The 17,914-nt window shown below is 44.2% G+C and carries 18 protein-coding genes; 2 read left to right on the top strand and 16 right to left on the bottom strand.

Annotated features, from left to right (window positions below):
• Positions 1-26 precede the first annotated feature (26 nt).
• The 9 genes from lptC to QZX97_RS02725 form a co-directional block, all read right to left on the bottom strand.
• Positions 27-602 (bottom strand): LPS export ABC transporter periplasmic protein LptC, encoded by a 576-nt coding sequence (gene lptC, locus QZX97_RS02765; protein ID WP_295653432.1) that lies wholly within the window; start codon positions 600-602, stop codon positions 27-29.
• Between the two features lie 9 nt (positions 603-611).
• Positions 612-1,940: a hypothetical protein gene (locus QZX97_RS02760; protein ID WP_295653431.1), complete on the bottom strand. Its 1,329-nt coding sequence runs from the start codon at positions 1,938-1,940 to the stop codon at positions 612-614.
• A complete protein-coding gene (locus tag QZX97_RS02755) occupies positions 1,933-2,676 on the bottom strand; it encodes a type III pantothenate kinase (protein WP_295653430.1) in 744 nt (247 codons plus the stop codon). The genes QZX97_RS02760 and QZX97_RS02755 overlap by 8 nt, the downstream gene beginning before the upstream one ends.
• Entirely contained in the window at positions 2,676-3,368 is a 693-nt protein-coding gene (gene purQ, locus QZX97_RS02750; protein ID WP_295653428.1) for a phosphoribosylformylglycinamidine synthase subunit PurQ, read from the bottom strand. Before purQ ends, QZX97_RS02755 begins: the two co-directional genes overlap by 1 nt.
• A 45-nt stretch (positions 3,369-3,413) precedes the next feature.
• Positions 3,414-4,400, bottom strand: coding sequence for a DUF6427 family protein (locus QZX97_RS02745; protein ID WP_295653426.1), 987 nt, complete (start codon positions 4,398-4,400; stop codon positions 3,414-3,416).
• A 79-nt stretch (positions 4,401-4,479) separates the two neighbouring features.
• A complete protein-coding gene (locus tag QZX97_RS02740; RefSeq protein WP_295653425.1) occupies positions 4,480-5,481 on the bottom strand; it encodes a glycosyltransferase family protein in 1,002 nt (333 codons plus the stop codon).
• 40 nt (positions 5,482-5,521) lie between these two features.
• Complete coding sequence (locus QZX97_RS02735; RefSeq protein WP_295653423.1) at positions 5,522-6,376, bottom strand: UDP-2,3-diacylglucosamine diphosphatase; 855 nt, start codon at positions 6,374-6,376, stop codon at positions 5,522-5,524.
• Between the two features lie 279 nt (positions 6,377-6,655).
• Positions 6,656-7,180, bottom strand: coding sequence for a DinB family protein (locus tag QZX97_RS02730; RefSeq protein WP_295653421.1), 525 nt, complete (start codon positions 7,178-7,180; stop codon positions 6,656-6,658).
• Positions 7,177-7,872 carry a YjjG family noncanonical pyrimidine nucleotidase gene (locus tag QZX97_RS02725; protein WP_295653419.1) on the bottom strand — a complete coding sequence of 232 codons (696 nt, stop codon included), beginning with the start codon at positions 7,870-7,872 and terminating at the stop codon, positions 7,177-7,179. Before QZX97_RS02725 ends, QZX97_RS02730 begins: the two co-directional genes overlap by 4 nt.
• 69 nt (positions 7,873-7,941) lie before the next feature.
• On the opposite strand from QZX97_RS02725, the gene QZX97_RS02720 reads away from it, so the two are divergent.
• The gene (locus QZX97_RS02720) at positions 7,942-8,769 is read left to right on the top strand and encodes an N-acetylmuramoyl-L-alanine amidase (RefSeq protein WP_295653416.1); all 828 of its coding nucleotides are present in this window, start codon (positions 7,942-7,944) and stop codon (positions 8,767-8,769) included.
• 4 nt (positions 8,770-8,773) lie between these two features.
• On the opposite strand, the gene QZX97_RS02715 is transcribed toward QZX97_RS02720, so the two are convergent.
• Positions 8,774-8,947: a hypothetical protein gene (locus tag QZX97_RS02715; RefSeq protein WP_295653414.1), complete on the bottom strand. Its 174-nt coding sequence runs from the start codon at positions 8,945-8,947 to the stop codon at positions 8,774-8,776.
• A gap of 177 nt (positions 8,948-9,124) precedes the next feature.
• Here QZX97_RS02715 and QZX97_RS02710 point away from each other — a divergent pair, with 177 nt between their 5' ends.
• The gene (locus tag QZX97_RS02710; RefSeq protein WP_295653412.1) at positions 9,125-11,575 is read left to right on the top strand and encodes a DUF5686 and carboxypeptidase regulatory-like domain-containing protein; all 2,451 of its coding nucleotides are present in this window, start codon (positions 9,125-9,127) and stop codon (positions 11,573-11,575) included.
• On the opposite strand, the gene QZX97_RS02705 is transcribed toward QZX97_RS02710, so the two are convergent.
• From QZX97_RS02705 to QZX97_RS02680, 6 genes are all read right to left on the bottom strand, one after another.
• Positions 11,572-12,780: a DUF2252 family protein gene (locus QZX97_RS02705; RefSeq protein ID WP_295653410.1), complete on the bottom strand. Its 1,209-nt coding sequence runs from the start codon at positions 12,778-12,780 to the stop codon at positions 11,572-11,574. The genes QZX97_RS02710 and QZX97_RS02705 overlap by 4 nt on opposite strands.
• A 135-nt stretch (positions 12,781-12,915) precedes the next feature.
• Complete coding sequence (locus QZX97_RS02700) at positions 12,916-13,110, bottom strand: twin-arginine translocase TatA/TatE family subunit (protein ID WP_295653409.1); 195 nt, start codon at positions 13,108-13,110, stop codon at positions 12,916-12,918.
• Positions 13,111-13,254: 144 nt separating this feature from the next.
• Positions 13,255-14,028, bottom strand: a complete 774-nt coding sequence (locus QZX97_RS02695; RefSeq protein ID WP_295653407.1) for a DUF6515 family protein — start codon at positions 14,026-14,028, stop codon at positions 13,255-13,257.
• Between the two features lie 256 nt (positions 14,029-14,284).
• The gene (locus tag QZX97_RS02690; RefSeq protein ID WP_295653404.1) at positions 14,285-15,664 is read right to left on the bottom strand and encodes an MFS transporter; all 1,380 of its coding nucleotides are present in this window, start codon (positions 15,662-15,664) and stop codon (positions 14,285-14,287) included.
• Between the two features lie 39 nt (positions 15,665-15,703).
• Positions 15,704-17,053 (bottom strand): amino acid permease, encoded by a 1,350-nt coding sequence (locus QZX97_RS02685; protein ID WP_295653403.1) that lies wholly within the window; start codon positions 17,051-17,053, stop codon positions 15,704-15,706.
• Entirely contained in the window at positions 17,053-17,712 is a 660-nt protein-coding gene (locus QZX97_RS02680) for a bifunctional 4-hydroxy-2-oxoglutarate aldolase/2-dehydro-3-deoxy-phosphogluconate aldolase (RefSeq protein WP_295653401.1), read from the bottom strand. Before QZX97_RS02680 ends, QZX97_RS02685 begins: the two co-directional genes overlap by 1 nt.
• Positions 17,713-17,914: the final 202 nt, after the last annotated feature.

Raw genomic sequence — 17,914 nt, 5'->3', positions numbered from 1 at the left:
AAAATGGGGTTTAAACGCCCCTAAAATCAATTGCCAATACCTTGTTTTGTTACGATCACACCGTTGCCATTGTCGCCATGGTAATGGCTAAAACTTTCATCGCTGGTAAAGTGTATGCCGTTCAGCACGGTGCCATCGGTTTTGGTCATGGTCCAGGGTTGGTTTGAGTATAATTGTTTTTTCAACTGGTCCCATATCAACTCGTCGGACTTAAAAACATCGCCCGTATTGCTGCTTACTACTACATTGCGGTGCAGTTCAATTATTTTGTCATTGTTTTTGGTGATAGCCGAATCAGCCACCACGGTACTGGTATTCACCAGATTTTTATCATAAAAATATATTTTGACGCCTTTGGGCATCAGGTAAAAAGGCACCGTAATGTTGTACTTGAGCAGCAGCGGTGTTAATACCCTGGCCTTCACTCTGGCCGAATCGCTAAAGATAATCTCGACAACCTTTGAGCTATCGACTTTGTTGTTGGCTTCCTGTGCCGATAGCCTTTGTACTTTATTTAAATCGTTTTCGCAGCCCTGCAATAGCAACGCCAGGAGCATTGCCGGCAAAAAGAAAGCGGTAAACCATTTTGCCTGCAGCTGCATATGAAAGACTTAATCGAACTTATATTTCTGGAACCATTTTTCGTTGATGGTAAACCCTAAGTGCAGGTTGATATAATTTTCTTGTACCAAACTGTTGTTAAGAGAGCCCCGGCGACCAAGCTCGGCCGAAAAATTGACCTTGTAATAGTTGGTGCGCGAGGTGTTGGGTATAGGCAAGCCCAAGCCAAATGTTAAGGCATATTGCTTAATGTTGGTGTTGTTTACGTTGATATAGGTATTGTCGTAATTAAAACCAAGGCGATAATCAACCACCGCCCAGTAGCTTGAAAGGGAGTTGATGTTAGGGGTTATCTGCCCGCCAATGGCAAAACTTTGATTGTTTTGCAAACCGGCGTTAACACCATTGATGTTTAAGTTTGACCATTGACCTATTTTAAAATCGGCCCCAATCAGGTATTTCAAATCCTTTTCGTAAGTAATACCAAAACGATGTATTTGCGGTAAAGTTAACGTACCTTGTGTATTGGTATAGGTGGTGCTATCGGTTACCAGGTTTTGGGTACCATCGGCATTCAGGGTATAGTGGCTAACGATAAAGCTGTTGGCCGAGTTGATTTTTGAACCGGCTGAGCCCGAGTAACCAAAGGTAAACCTGCTGGTTTCGCTTAATTTAAGGTTGTATTGTACACCATAATCGTAATTTACGCCGCCAACGCTTATGCTGTTTTGCACATTGGTGTTTAATGCGCTCGGGAGGTCGGGGTATTGCACTTGCCTGTTTTGGTTTTCTTTACCAAAAATGTAAGCAACGTTACCGCCAAAACTAAAATTACCAACGCTAAAGCCATATCCGGCATAAGCTTTCGACAAGCCGCCATCACCCGAGTACACGCTTTCTTGAGTGGCACTGGTATCAACACCAATAGGCGAATGGTTTAAAGCCACTGTGTTGGTTTGTTTATAGTTATAGCCCAGATCGGCGTAAGGCAATATGCCAAAAGTAACGGCAGAATGCCTGGAAACCGGTATACCAAAAGCTACATGGCTTAATCTGAAGTTGCTGCTGGTTTGCGAGGTAAACCCTGTGCGGCTCAAGCTCACGATATTGGCGAAGGCACCGATATCGATCGTGGTTAATGTTATACTGCTGTAAGATGCAGGGTTAATGATATTGATAAAACTTAAACCATCGGGTGTTTTGCTCAAGCCTGTGCCGATACCGCCCATACCGCGTGCCAAAGGCAAAAGGGGCTCATCGTACAGCCCCAAACCGTATTGAGAATAGGGCGAACTGGTAGTAGCCGAGTTTTGCGCAAAAGCACTAAAAGCTGTAGCGGACAATAAAAATATAATAAATACCCTGATGTAATTAATCATTATGGTGAAGTGTAACTGCGTTTAATCCTTTAAGAACCAAATGAGGTTCGTTTTTTATATGAGGGGCAAAGATGCTATTTTTCAATAGAGTATCAAAAAAAATCGAGTCTCCCCCGGTTAGTATAATGTTTGTATCGGTATTTATTGAAAAGCTATCCTGTATAAAACCCAAAACCTCGAATCTGATACCGTTTTGTACGCCCGAACGGATGGCAGTTGTAGTATCGTATCCTTTGTCTTCGTTAAAACCGGCATTTGGGTTTACCAATGGCAAACTCGCTGTATAATAGTTCAACGCCTGGTAGCGCATGTTTAAACCCGGCGAAATGCTGCCGCCATAATAATTTGCGCCCTGGTCAACAGCGTCGTAAGTGATACAGGTACCTGCATCGATAACTAAATTTGCCTGATCAGGGTACATGGCATGCGCACCAATCACAGCCGCCAGCCTGTCGAGCCCTAAAGTTTGTGGTGTGCGGTAATGATTTTTGATGGATGTTGCCATGCTGCTATCGAACTTTACGAGCGGGATGTGTTTACTGATGCTTGTTTCCCAGCTTTCGTTATTTGTTTTTACTGTCGAAAAAATCGCTTTCTCCGGTTTATATTGCTTTGCAATTTGTTCTATCAGTTTTTCATCAATAGTAACCGAACTTTGCACCCAAACCAATTCATCAACGTTAAAAACTGCTGTTTTGATGTATGAGTTGCCAATATCAATTACCAGAGTAGCCATCAGGCCTTTACAAACGATAAGATAGATTCAAAGATGGCCAATCCATCCTCATTAGCTAAAATGGCATCGGCGGCGCGTTCCGGGTGTGGCATCATACCAAAAACATTACGGTTTTTGTTACATACACCGGCTATGTTATCCAACGACCCATTTGGGTTTGCTGTTGGAGAAATATTGCCCTCGATATCGCAATAGCGGAACAGCACCTGATCGTTTGCGTTCATGTCATACAGCGTGTCCGGATCGGTAAAAAAATTGCCTTCGCCATGCGCAATTGGTATTTTTAACGGCCGTTCGAGCTCGATTTGACAGGTGAGCAGCGAATTTGACGTTTGCGATTTTAAATAGATATTGTTGCAAATAAACTTACGGCTCTTGTTGTGCAGCAAAGCACCGGGTACCAAGCCTGCTTCGGCAAGTATCTGGAAGCCATTGCAAATGCCCCAAACATAACCGCCTTTGGCCGCAAACTGTATCACCTCCTGCATAATGGGCGAAAAGCGAGCTATAGCGCCCGAGCGAAGGTAATCGCCAAAGGAGAAGCCTCCCGGCAATATCACAAAATCAACATTTTGCAAATCATGGTCTTTGTGCCACAGGCGCACCACCTGTTGGCCCATAATGTGCTCCAATACATAAATGATGTCTTCATCGCAATTGGAACCCGGAAAAATAACTACGCCAAATTTCATCCTACAAAACTAATACAAGATGCCACATTTAGACGAAACTAAAAGTTAAAAAGTGTTAAACTGGAAGTAAATGATGCCGGAAACCAGTAAAAGGTATAACAATTCATAAAACCACCGCTTGGTAGCGTATAAAAAGTAATAAGCAAAAACGATGGCGGAAGGTACGGCGCAAAGCAAAAAATGGCTCACCCTGAAGTTTTCTTTTACATAAAACGACAGCGCAGCGATAAAAAAAACAATGGTGAGCATTTGAAACGATTTGCGCACTTGTATATAGCTTTTAAAATAATTTTTGCGGACCCGCAAAAATCCCAATATAAAAATGGCGATAACGGGTATCAATATCAGGTAATTATAGTAATTAAACTGGATTTGGTTTGGGAAACTGCGACCCAGCGGTGTCCATATGTGGTAAAACTGTTCGAGGCGGTTGTTCCAATAGTAAAAGACGGCCAAAAAGAAAAAGATGGTAACAAAGCCTATTAGTACACCCACCCACTCGCGCCAGTTAAATGCCCTAAATATCACCATACCTATCCATACGGCCAAAAACATGTAGATATATGGAAAATAGATCAGGGTGCCTATGCCAACGATCATGCCTAAATCGAACGCTGTTGTTTTAGCGTTTTCATTTTTGTAAAAGCTCAGTATTTTGTCAATCATCCATAATATCAAAAAGTTGCAGATGAGCGGCGGGCTTAGTATGAGGAAAGGGACCAGCAAGGCCGACACGGTTACATACATTAATGCAGGCAAGAAAGTAGGCCTGCCTAACAGATTGTATTTGTTGACCAATTGGTTGAGCCACACCGCCTGCACGAAAATCATAACGGCTGCAATCAAAAGATTACTGATAGGGGTTAAAGCGTTTTCGAACGAGATAGGTATGATAGACCGCGTGAACGACTCGACAAATACAATTTCGATTTGGGACGGCAACTGCACCATATACCCGATACGCAATGCTATACAAAATACAGCGAGCCACAGTATGTTAAACGGATTTAATACCCTGAAGGCATTGATCATGGGTGTTTTTTATTTGAAGCAATATTAAGGGAAAAACCGCGAAGCTGAAAATGGATGTTGCCGTATGGTGCGGAAAATATCAGAATACGGCAGGTTGGGGCTTGGCGTACCGGCGCACCATATCATCGATGATGGCCGCGGTTTCGTTGGGGAAATCGACGATTACTTTGTGGTCGCTCTCCACCCAGCTTTTTATTTTTGATACAAACTCTTCGTCTATTTCGCTGATTACGGGCACTCCTAACCGCGATGCTGCAAGTGCATTGCACTGTTGTTCGTACTGGTTTTTCATTGGGATCATCAGTACTTTTTTTTGCAGGAACAAGGCTTCAGCAGGGCCTTCAAAGCCACCTCCGGTCAATAGTCCTTCGCAATTGGCCACACTTAGGTTAAACGATTCGTTATTTACAGGGCTTACCAACACGTTGCCATCCTGATACACATTTTTTTGGCGTTTGGAAAACACCTGCCATGGTACATCTACCTGTTTAAGGTATTTCACCAAAAAGCGGTCATCATACGCAGGCAGGTATACGGTATAGTGGCCATGGTTTTCGGGGTTGAGGTTGCGTATCTCGCTGCGGATGACAGGGGTATGGATAAAATCGTCGTATTTATCGAAATGGAAACCGATATGATGGTCGGTTGGCGAGTAATATTTGAAAAAAAGTTCCGCAAAGTTCCAGCGGGAAGGCCGGGGTGTTTTTTTGGATACAAAGGAACACTGGTGGCTCAGCGCCACTGATTCTACTTTTTGGATACGACATGCCCATGCGGTTACCGGCTCAAAATCGTTGATGATCAAGTCGTATTGTTTAAGCGGGATATCGTGCATATCGCGCCAAAGCTGCGGCAGGTCCATTAGCTTTATAGTTGCCCAAACGTCTATGCCCCCTTTATTGCCAAATACAAAACTTGCACCGTGTAACCGGTATTTTAAGGGTTGTGATAAAGACATTTCGGCTTCGGTACCGCTTACCAGCAAATCGAGTTCGCCGTATTGCTGCAACAAGGGAACAACCTCGCGCGCCCGGCTTATATGGCCATTGCCGGTGCCCTGTATAGCATATAATATCTTCATTTAGTAGCGTTAGCCAAATATACCACCTTTGGCCAATAAATCAGTGGGTTTCTTGCTTAAAACGTTCCAAAAGATCCATCACGTTCATTTTAGCGTCCAGGTCTTCTGCATCGGTCTTATCATCGTCTTCGGCTTCGGTATTAAAGTTTCCGGCATCGTATTTATAAATTTTCCATTCGCCATTCAAATACTCAAGCGCTGTTAAACTTTCCACCCAGTCGCCTGAGTTAAGGTACAGAACGGATCCGGCCCTGTCGGTGCCTTGTATTTGTCTTATTTCGGCATGGTGTATGTGGCCGCACAACACATAATCATAGCCTTTGTCGATGGCCAGATCGGCGGCGGTTTGTTCAAAATGGTTGATGAATTTTACGGCCTCTTTTACCCTGCCCTTTACTTTTTGCGAAAAACTCATTTTTTGCCTGCCTATGGCAGTGAGGCAAACATTCACTACGTGGTTGATCATGATGAGCGTATCGTACCCAACAGCGCCGAGCTTGGCCAGCCATTTGGAGTGCTGCATGGTAACATCAAACACATCGCCATGAAATACCCACGCTTTTTTGCCATCAACAGTCAACAATACTTTGTTCAACAGCTGAAAGCTGCCCAGGTTAAAATCGGCAAATTTGCGCAGCATTTCGTCGTGGTTGCCGGTAAGGTAATATACCGGGATACCGTCGGTAACAAATTTTAATATGCGACGCACTACTTTCATGTGGCTTTCGGGCCAGTACGATTTGCTGAACTGCCATATATCAATAATATCGCCGTTTAAAATAAGAATTTTGGGCTTGATACTTTTGAGATATTTTAAAAGCTCTTTTGCCTGACAGCCGTACGTGCCTAAATGCACATCGCTGATGACAACAATATCTACTTCGCGCTTTACCATTGGCTTGAGGGGTTACAAGAAGTTTGGAGGGTAGAAATCACGTTCCGGCTTTTTGAGCCGGTTAAAGATTGTTGGCTGCTCTGTTTGCGATGTTTATTCGTCGTCCTCGTCCTCATTAACATTTAATTCGAAAGGGCTGAGGTAAAAAATACCAAGTGCAAATAACAACAGGGCAACTTCAAACACATGTATAAGTAGTTCCTGATTCATTCTGTGTTAAGTGCAAATGTCCGCTTTTAACATTATGTTAATGTTAAGAAACGGTTAAATAACAGCCATTTAACCTTTAGCGAATTTTTTGCTGATGCGGTTTAATTGTTTGATATGATGCCCCAGATGGATACCAATAAACCTGAGCCATTGCCTGGCGTTGAGCATGCCAAAGCGGGGATGTTTTATTTTGCAATATTGCGACGAGGCGGCCACCGGCGGCACTATTTCATCTAATCGCTTTTTGACTTTGATGATGAGGTTACGGGCTTCTTCTTTGCTGATGTTTGTCGTCATGCCGGCAATGGATGCCGGGGCTTTGAACCTGATGCCTGGAAAAACTCCCAAAAACAAAATGAACCGGGCCAACCAGCCTGCCGGTTTGGTAATTGTTTTACCCGTGCCGTTGCTACACTTGTCGACCGCCATAAAGGATGCCAATGTGGCCTGCATAATGTGCGAATAAACCTCGCCATAACTCCAGCCACCGCCGGGAGGGGTGGTGTTGAACAGGTCGTCGGGTATTTCGTCCAGCTTTTGCCGATAAACTAACAAGGTGTTTTCAATGGTCTTTTTATCGGCTTGTATGTTCATAACAACAAAGTTAACTCATTTAAGTTGCTTATTTGTAAGGGTACATCGGCCGGCTTTTCCAAGCCGTTGGGGTTAAAATAAATGGCATCCATACCAAAAGTCAAAGCGCCGCGAATATCGGCTTCAATGCTGTCGCCTATCATTATACTGGTTTCTTTTTGGGCACCGGCCAGAGTTAGGGCATGTTCAAAGATGGCTTTATCGGGTTTGTTTACGCCCACTACTTCGGAGATGATGATGTTTTGAAAATACTTTTTAAGGTCGGTTTTACCGATCTTCATTTCGGTAGATTCCTGAAACCCGTTCGAAATCAGGTGTAAGGGGTATTTGCTGTACAAATATTCCAATGTCTCGTGCGCATTGGGGAAAAGGTTGGTTTTGGTGGGACAAAGCGCTACGTAATCATCTTCAAACTGAAGGGGAATAACATCAGGACTAAGGCCCAAATCGAGAAATGTTGTTTTGAAGCGAGTTTCGCGCAGGGTTTGTTTGCTGATGTTGCCGAGGTGGTAATCGGCCCAAAGGCGGTGGTTGTTGCGGGTATAGGTTTCGATAAACTCATCGGCCGAGTTGAGGCCCAATTCTTTTAGCTTATAGGTTATAAACAGCTCGTGCAAGGTTTCTTCGGCATTTTTGTCAAAATCCCAAATAGTATGGTCGAGGTCGAAAAAGAGGTGTTGGTACAATTTCATTGCCCAAATATGAGGGTAAATAAAGGTAAAAAGATAACCGTTCTGTAAATTGTTGCTATCTTTAGTTCAATGAAGAAATACCTGTACCAAATCTGGCTGTTTTTTGTTGTGGCCATTGCAATTTCGGCCTGTGCACCAAAACCTTATGCCCTAACCGATAAAGCCTATCGGCAACAAGTCAAAACATTGGCGAAAACCATCCGGTTGACGGACTCTGTGGCACTGACCGACTCATCTGGCCGGAGCATACCCTCCGAATGGGTAGGCACAACCAATTTTAATCTGCGCAAGCCCAATTATGTGGTGATCCACTATACCAATCAAAAAACGTCAGACGAGACGCTGAAAACCTTTACCCTGCCCAAAACGGAGGTGAGCGCGCACTATGTGATTGACAAGAATGGCAAAATATACCATATGCTGAACGATTACCTGCGCGCATGGCATGCCGGCGTGGGCAAATGGGGCAACAATACGGATGTAAACAGTTCGTCGATAGGGATAGAGCTTGACAATTATGGCGACGGGCCTTATGCGCCCGCGCAAATCAACAGCCTGCTGGCATTGCTGACCAAGCTAAAAAAAGCTTATAATATACCAACGGCCAATTTTGTGGGCCATTCGGACATAGCGCCGCCGCGCAAACAAGACCCGGGCGTATTTTTTCCATGGAAAACGCTGGCCAAAAAGGGCTTTGGTTTATGGTATGATGACACGCTGCAGCCCTGCCCCGACGATATGGACTATATTTTAGCACTCCACATCATCGGTTATGATACCAAAGACCTCAAATCTGCTATTATCGCGTTTAAGCGGCATTTTATTCAGACTAATATCGACCCACAATTTTCGGGTGCCGAAATGGATATTTTGTACAACTTGTACCAGAAATACTGAGCGCTTATTTCCGTTTACCCCGGTTAATGATTATCCAGCAAAGCAATATAAAGAGCAGCAAAATGGAGTAGACCCCCATTTTGAAACCCAACTGGATGGCAGACCCTAAAACAGAAGCAAAACAACCCGTGAGGGTAACTGTAGTTAAGGCAAGCAGCAGGTAGGGTAGTTTTTTCATCGAAGCGGCGAAATTAAAAAATTAGGATGATATAAATACCGTTTTTTGCTGCCTTACGTTTGTAGAGGCGTAAAATAGCATCAATATGCAACAATGGCATTAATATTTGCGTACTTGCGTAACCAATTGGCTTTTGCTTTGTATTTTTATGTTTAACCCCTTAGGTGCTTTTAATATATGCGTTTAGTTACCGCATTGCTGTTGTTATTGTTTTGGTGCCATAAACCGGCGCTGGCGCAAGAGCATATAGTAGAAGGTGTTGTTACCGACGTAAAGGGCAAACCCATCCCCTTTGTGCCCATATATGTTAAGGGCACCAGCAACAGCACCATAGCCAACGAACAAGGCTTTTATCGGCTTAAACTGCCAAATGGTAGTTACACCATCGTGTTCAGGTTTATAGGTTACCAGCAGCAAACGGGGCAGGTAGAGGTTTTGAACAAGGACACCCAATTAAACATTGAGCTTTCGGCGGACAATTATACCCTCGAAACTTTTTTGCCGCAGGATACTGAACTGGACAGCGCGACCATTATTATGCGCAAAGTGATAGAAAAACGGTCGTTTTACTATCATCAGGTAAATGAATACTCGTGCCGAATATACCTTAAAGCCGTGCAAAAGCTTCTCAACGCCCCGCATACTTTTTTACGGTCGGACGTGGCCAAAGTTCTAAATCTTTCGCCCGAGAGGCGGGGCATCATTAGTTTGTTCGAATCGATTTCGGATTTTAATACAAAACAACCCGGCAAAGTAAAAGAGGTGATGTTGGGCATGAAGCGTGCCGGCGGCGACAACCCATTTGGCTTTAACCGGGCGACTGATATGCAGATAAATCTGTATGCCAACCTGTTATCGTGGGATGGGCTGAGCGACAGACAGTATGTATCGCCCGTTGCCGATAACGCGCTTGCCTTTTATAAATACACGCTTTTGGAACGTTTTACCGACGACGACAAAACAATAGATGTAATACAGGTTGACCCGCGGCACGAGGGTGACCATGTTTTTCATGGGGTAATCTATGTGATGGAAAAAGACTGGCGACTTTATGGTGCCGACCTGCACTTGTACAAGCGTGCAGAAATTGATTTTGTGGATACCCTGAACATCCAGGAGCAATACCTTCCTGTAAACGATACCACCTGGATGCCGCTTTCGATAAACTTCAATTTTACGGGAAATATAATGGGCTTTAAATATGTTGGTTACTTTATCGGTGTAGCTAATAATTATAACATAGCCCCGCATTTTAAAAAGGACTTTTTTAACGGTGAAGTATTTGATGTTGGACGGGAGACCGAAAGACGCGACTCTGTTTTTTGGAACGCTAACCGTGCCATACCCTTGTTGGAAGATGAAAAGCGATATTACCACCTCTTTGAAGTTGCTGAAAAAGACAAAAGCAATAGGGAGATAAAAGATTCGGTGAACAGCACAAACAACAAGTTCAGGATAATACCTTATATATTCAGGGGTTATCGGTACTACGATCCGTTTAAAAAGATATCGGTCAAGGTGGCCGATCCAACACAATTGCTTTTTTATAACACAGTTGAAGGCTGGAGTGTTGACCTAAAGCCCGAATTCTCGAAAGAGTTTGAGCGTAATAAGATGCTAACCATTACCCCCGAGTACCGTTACGGTAACTCGGACAAGATAACCACCTTTAATACTACCATTAACTATAAGTACAACCCGCTGAGACAGGCTGCGGTGTACGGTACCTTTGGCTCCGATTTTTTGGACTTGAACAACTCGGGCACCATCAGTTTGTTCCTTAACTCGTTAAGTACCTTGTTCGGTGGCAACAACTATATCAAGTTGTACCGGTCCACCTTCGCCATGGCAGGCACACAAGGCGAAATACATAACGGCATATTACTGAACGGGCAGATAGAGTACGCCTACAGGCAGTCGGTTATCAACACCAGCCGTTTTGCGATAGGTAAAGACAGTACACAACTTACATCGAACAACCCTTTAGACCCCACCAGCGATGTGCCGCTCTTCCCGAACCACCAAGCGTTGACCATTCGCACATCGGCAACATTCACGTTTAACCAGCAATATACCATTAATCCCGAGGGTAAGTTTATCGAACCAACACGTTATCCCCGTTTGCGCATCAATTACCGAAAGGGATTGCCTTATTTTGGTTCGGATATTAATTATGATTTCGCTTCGGTCGACTTTTTTCAGGACCAGGTGAAGACCGGCATATTCGGTTTCGGTTCATATTTTATTTCGTTCGGTAAATTTTTCAACAACAAAAGTCTCTTTTATCCGGATTATAAGCAGTTTAGCGGGGGCCAGAGTTTTTTCTTCAATGCGGATCTGGGCAGCTTCCACTTCCTCAATTTTTATACCTACAGTACCGATAAGCAGTATTTTGAGGCGCATTACGAGCATAATTTTGCCGGGTATTTTTTAGGCAAAGTACCGCTGCTACGCAGGCTGCGTTTAGAAGAAATTATAGGGGGCTCATACCTGAGGCAAGAAATATTGCCTGGCTACAAAGAGTATTACATTGGTTTAAAACGCAGTGTGGTGCGTCTTGACTATGGGTTTGCCTACGGAGAAAACATCCCGGTGGTACAGGGGCTTAGGTTTACTTATAATTTTTAGGCGGGTTTAAAAAAACCGCTCATATAATCTTTCATAAACTGTTTATAATCTTTTTTAACCTGTTTGGCATAGGTTTCGGCATAAGTCAACAAGGCTTCATGCCATTGGGTATCGGCACCGAAGGCAATTAGTTCATCGGCTATGGCCGAGCCTTGCCTGCCCGAGCTTCGCAATTGTGCAGAAGCCACCAAAACCGCCATGTCATTGATAACCTGTTGAATATCCTTATACCGGTCTTTTATCACGCTAAAGTCTATTTTATCTTCGGTGGGCTGCATTTCGGCAATAACATAGGGCTCATCTTCAAAAACAGAGGCGCTCAGCAAAGCGGGCGATAAGTTTTGCATACGTTGTTGTATGGCTAAAACCCTTTCAGCCTCAGTGGCCCATTTTGGTTGGGTTACTTTAGTATAGGGGGCTACTGACGAGCTACGCGCCTGCTTCATATCCACCAAAAGGTATTTCTTTTTATCATCGGCGGCCCGTAGCAAAAAAACATAACGTTTTATACCGATGCTGCCCGTACCGGCCAATCGGAAAGCAGCATCGGTAACTTTATAGTCGTGAGGGCCGTGCTTAACGCTTTTTATCCACTCGGCCATATGTTTGATCAGCTTTTTCTTGAGGCCTTTTTCAATTGCGAAATGGTGTATGTGTTCCAATGATAATAAGCGTTCCCCTTTTTTTATTTCGGTACGCTGGTTCAACAAGGCCTTCATCTTGCGGTTAGCCTGGGTTTCCAAAAATGTGCAGACAATCCCTTTTGCTGTACGTGGGTCGATGCTGATGGCTTTGCCGTTTTTTAACGTATCGCAATAGGCCTTTAAAAAAAGCCGCGCCATTTTTAAGGCCTCGGCCCGGCTGATGTGGAAGGAATCGAATCCAACAAAAATGCTGGTAATAATCCTCGATATTTCCCAACAGGCCGGCAATAACAAGCTTTCATCAAAATCGTTCATGTCGAAATAAACCATGCGGTTGTTCCCTTTGAAGCTGCCATAGTTTTCGAGATGCAGGTCGCCGCAGGCCCAAATCAATGGCGATGGCGGCATAGTGCTGGTTGGCTGCAGGTCCTGATAGTAAATATGGCACGTGCCCCTGAAAAAAGTAAAAGCGTTTACAGCCATGGCCTGATATTTTAACTGTACCATATCAGGCAGTAAACCTTTGTTGAACGCGATAAGCCTATCGGAAATTTGTGACATGTTATTGTAGTGTTTATTAATTGTTAAATCAAATATGGGCAAATTAATTGTAGAATAAATAAACAGGAGATGTGAAAACAAAAAAGCCGATAAATTTTATCGGCTTTTTTGTTTTATGCGAAGAAAAAAGGTAAATTATTTCTTTTCGGGGTCTTTCGGGGTGGTTTTGTCATCGGTTTTGCCTTCGGAAGCATCTTTAAAATGACGGATGCCTTCGCCTAAGCCTTTCGCAAACTCCGGTATTTTTTTACCGCCGAACAGCAATAACGCAAGGGCGCAAATGATGATAAGGTCTTGCCCGCTTAAAAATAAAAGAGTTGCGTGTATCATGGTGCTTAAATTTGAATAATGATGTCGAAGATTAATTGGGCTAAGGTACAAAATATAATTAAAACAAGACGTTATATGGTTGGTAAAAAAACCGACCGCCTGATGATCTCTCAGGGCGGTCGTTTTTTTAATATTTAGTGGATATTACTGCGGATTTTGGGCCGGGGCCTGGTTGGTTTGCAGTTGTCCGTCTTTACCGGCAATTTGATAACCAATACTGCCATCGGCATTGGTAACGGGTTGATAGTACACACCGTTCAACTCGTAGTATTGTACGCCATCTATCACGATGCTTTGAGCACCTGCCGGCAATTGTGTTACTACGGCACCAATTGGCGGCTCAACAACCTGGTAGCCGCCATCTTCATAAGGTTGATAGAAAAAGCCATCGTTATAATAGTAAGGATAGCCGCCAAAATAAAAAGGATAGTATCCATAAGGCAGTATATTGATACGAAAACCTAAACGGGGTGCATAATACCTATTATAGTAAGCGCCGTAAAAAACCGGGTGTACATGGTTATAGTACCCCCTGCCAAACTCTTCGCGGCCGTAACCGCCCCTACCTGCATAGTAAGCGTTGTTGTGGTCTCCTCTGTAAATTGGGGCCTGTACTGGCCTGTTTACCGGGCTTTGCACCGGCGCCGAACCAACCCTTGCTGGCGGAGCATTACGCGGAGCCTGGTTGAAACTTTGACCCGAAGCCCTTGGCGCAGAAACCTGACGTGCGCCACCATTACTACCGCCGTGGTATGAATTGCCGCCACCACCACCGTGGTAACCACCACCACCGCCGCTGCTATGGCCGCCGCCACCGCCACCACTATGGCCACGTTGGGCATAAGTTATCGAAAAAGTAAAGACCGATATCACTACTACCAAAAAGGAAGCGAGTGAATATTTATGTGAATTTTTCATGATTCCTGATGAATTATATAGTTAATAGACAATGTAAAAACCAATAGGTTTATCCGTTTTTAATCAAATGATTAATGTTACGCAATTGTTACAATCATTATATCCTTTGGTTTAAGCTATATAACGTTTGCAAGCATTGATTAATATAGGGGTACTTAAATATAGCCAAATATCGAGCCAAAAAATGGGCAATAAAAAAGCCCCGCCTGATTTGAAGACGGGGCTTTGGTAAATAAGGTTGCAGTGAACTTAAAATTTATGCTGCTATTAATTCATCTTCGGATATTGGGGTGAATTTGGGCACTAAAATTTTCATGATAGACCAAGCCACAATGTATGCCAATGCACAAGTGCAGAACATATATAGATAAGCAGTTTGCGGTGCGGCTTTAAAATGGTCGTTTAGATGACCTGCCAGCTGCTGAACCACTACGCCACCCAAACCTCCGGCCGCGCCACCTATACCGGTAACTGAGCCTACGGCCACTTTAGGGAACATATCGCTCACGGTAGTGAACAGGTTGGCCGACCATGCCTGGTGGGCCGCAGCACCGATGCAGATAACACCGATGGCCAACATCAAGGCATTAGTGCCGAATATAGCTTTATCTCCAAAAAACTGGGTAGATAACAACACTAATGGAAACATGGCCAAAATAAGCATCGTGGTCATGCGGGCTTTATAGGTTGCCCAACCTTTGTTCATAAACAACATAGGGATGCGGCCGCCGAAAATACTGCCCACAATGGCAACGCCATATACTATAAATGTTGGCCAGCCTACATGGTGAGTATCGATACCGAATTGTTTTTTCAGATAATCGGGCAACCAAAAGAGCAGGAACCACCAGATACCATCCGTCATAAATTTGCCAACGAAGAAAGCCCAGGTTTGGCGATAAGTTAATAACCTAAACCATGACACTTTTGCTTTATCCTTATCGGCCACTACAACGGAAGCCCCGTGCACGGCCTGATTATCGGCATCGCTATGGATATAGTCAAACTCTTGCTTGGTTAAAAATTTATGCTTTGCAGGTGAATTGTACAGGATGAACCAGAATATCAACCAAACGAAGCCAATGCCACCTGTGAGGATGAAAGCCATGCGCCAACCCAACTCGGGGCCAAAAAATACAAGGCACCAGGGCACAAACAACGAGGCCACCATAGCGCCTATATTTGAGCCGCTGTTAAATATTCCGGTAGCCAGCGCGCGTTCCCGTCGGGGGAACCATTCGGCCACCGTTTTGATAGATGCAGGGAAGTTGCCGCCTTCGCCAATACCGAATAAGCTACGCACAGCAATATTGAGTGCCAAAGTACGGCCAACAAAAGCATTGGCAATACCAAAGGTTGACCAGGTAATTAACGACAGTGCCAGGCCCAGTTTGGTGCCTATTTTATCGATTACCCAACCGCTAAAAATAGTTACGCCTGCATAAAATGCCGTGAACCACGATATGAGGTTGCCATAGTCGACATTGGTCCAGCCGAAGCCGCCTTGTGCCACGGGGGTACAAAAATATTCTTTGAGGTAGCTCACTACCTGGCGGTCCATGTAATTGATAGTTGTCGAAAAGAGAAGCAGTGTGGCAATTGTCCACCTGTATCTTCCCAGTCTTGTCTCGCTCATATTGGTTGTATAAAATTAGGTTTTATTTAGTTTAATGGTTTAATTATCTGCAACATTTAGGGCCGGTTTAAAAAATTGTTTGTTTACCATGGTTATATAAACAATGGCCCCCAATAAAATAATGCCGATGGCGCCAGCTATAAATTTGAAATCGCTGGTAAACATAATGAAAAGCCAGATAACGATACCCAGAATGGCGGGTATTGGAAACAATTTCATTTTATAAGGGCGCTCTTCTTTGGGCTTTATATAGTGCCAATACAGCACACCCGCAGATTGGCCGACAAATTGCACCAAAATTCGCATAGTAATAATGGCTTTGATCACATCCTGCAATTTAAATAGCAAACTAAAGGCGAAAGAAATGCCCCCTATCACTAATAAAGACACGTGCGGGAATTTTTTTGTTGGGTGCGTTTTTGCAAACACCGGGAAAAAGTTGCCATCCAGTGCAGCAGCGTAAGGTATGCGCGAATATCCGAGCGTGCCCGCGAATAGAGATGCCGCTGCGATGATGAGGATCAAAGCCGTTGCAAAATTGGCAACGGGTACGTTATATATCTGCTCGAAGTAAGAGCTGATGACAAACTCGGACCCGGCAATTTTTTGCCAGGGCATAGCGCCCAAAACAACCAGCTGCATACCTAAATATAAAACGGCTATACCGGCAATGGAGATAAATATGGCGCGCGGAATGTTACGTTCAGGGTTTTCAATTTCGCCGCCAAGGTTGCACACGTTATAATAGCCCAGGTACGAATAAACGGTTTGTAATGATGCCTGCCCCAAGCCAACAAAAAAGATGGGGCTAAGGTCGAAAGCATCCTTAGAAAAGGTGAAGGCTTTTTTCGCATCGAAGCCCATAAAGCCCGAGCCGATGAGCCAAAGGAAAGTGAGGCCCGTAACTATCCACAAAAACACGGATATTTTGCCAATGCTGGTTACTTCGCGGTAAAGCATAATAACTACCAGCACAACCAACGCGCCGCTAACGCCTTTTTTCTCGAGGTCGGTCAGTGGGATAAGGTAGGTGAGATATTTGGCAAAGCCGATAGCGCCGCTGGCAATAACCAAGGGGGCTTGTATGCAGGTTTGCCAGATGAGCAGGAAAGACATGAGCCTGCCCCATTTGTTGTTATAGAGTTTTTGAAGGAATACATAGCTGCCGCCGGCTTCGGGCCATTTGGCACCCAGTTCGGCCCAAACGGAGCCATCCATAAAGGCGAGCAGCGCGCCCAGCAGCCAGGCCAGCATACATTGCGGGCCTTTCATAGCACCTACCACAAAGGGAATGGTAATAAAGGGGCCAATGCCAACCATGTAGATCATGTTGACTGACGTGGCTTGTGTAAGCGACAGCCCCCTTATTAACTTTCCCGGGGTGATCACTACCTGCAGGCGTTAACTATGGCGATAGCTTCTTTGGTATCTGCCGTAAGTTTGGCATATTCCTGGTTAGCCATTACCTCTTTGGTGATGAGCTTGCTGCCCATGCCCACCGCGCAAACGCCGGCTTTGAACCAGCCGCCAATGCTTTCTTTGGTCATATCCACACCGCCGGTAGGCATAAACAACAGGTTAGGGAACAATTCTTTTATCCCCGAAAGGAACGACGGGCCCAGCATATTACCGGGGAACAATTTGATACATTTTGCGCCCAGTTTTTCGGCTTTGATGATCTCGGTTGGGGTCATGCAGCCGGGGAACCAAAGCATGTTGGATTTATCGGCAACGGGAACCACATCTTCCACCAATCCGGGGCTGATGATATAATCGCAACCGGCATCAATAAATTTTTGTGCGGTTTCGCCATCTTTTATGGTGCCGATGCCTAAGTACATATCTTTTAGCTCCGTATCGCAAACGTGACGCAGTTTGGTAAAGTTTTTGAAGGCCGCTTCGCCGCGGTTAGTGTACTCGACGGTGCGGATGCCTGCTTCGTACAAAGCATGTAAAATTTTCACACTTACCTCTTCATCTTTATTAAAGTATAGGGGTAAAATACCTTGTTCGGGTATCAGCTTTAACAGTGTAGCTTTCTTATCCATGATGTTTTCTTGGTGTAATTTTAGATTCGCGACTAAAGTAGAAAGAATTAAGAGAAACATTAAAAAGTATATGGTTTTAGCCTTAAAAAAATTACGCAATCGTTCCCGTTAATTTTTTGGTTAAAAACTTAGTAATTAGTTTGGTTTAGTTTAATTTTGGCCTGCTTTATATAAACCTGAAGCACCACAATTATCAATTTTT

This window comes from uncultured Mucilaginibacter sp., from assembly GCF_903893715.1.
Lineage (GTDB): Bacteria > Bacteroidota > Bacteroidia > Sphingobacteriales > Sphingobacteriaceae > Mucilaginibacter.
Note: the sequence above shows the minus strand (reverse complement) of the source record. Positions and strands in the feature narration are given on the sequence as shown.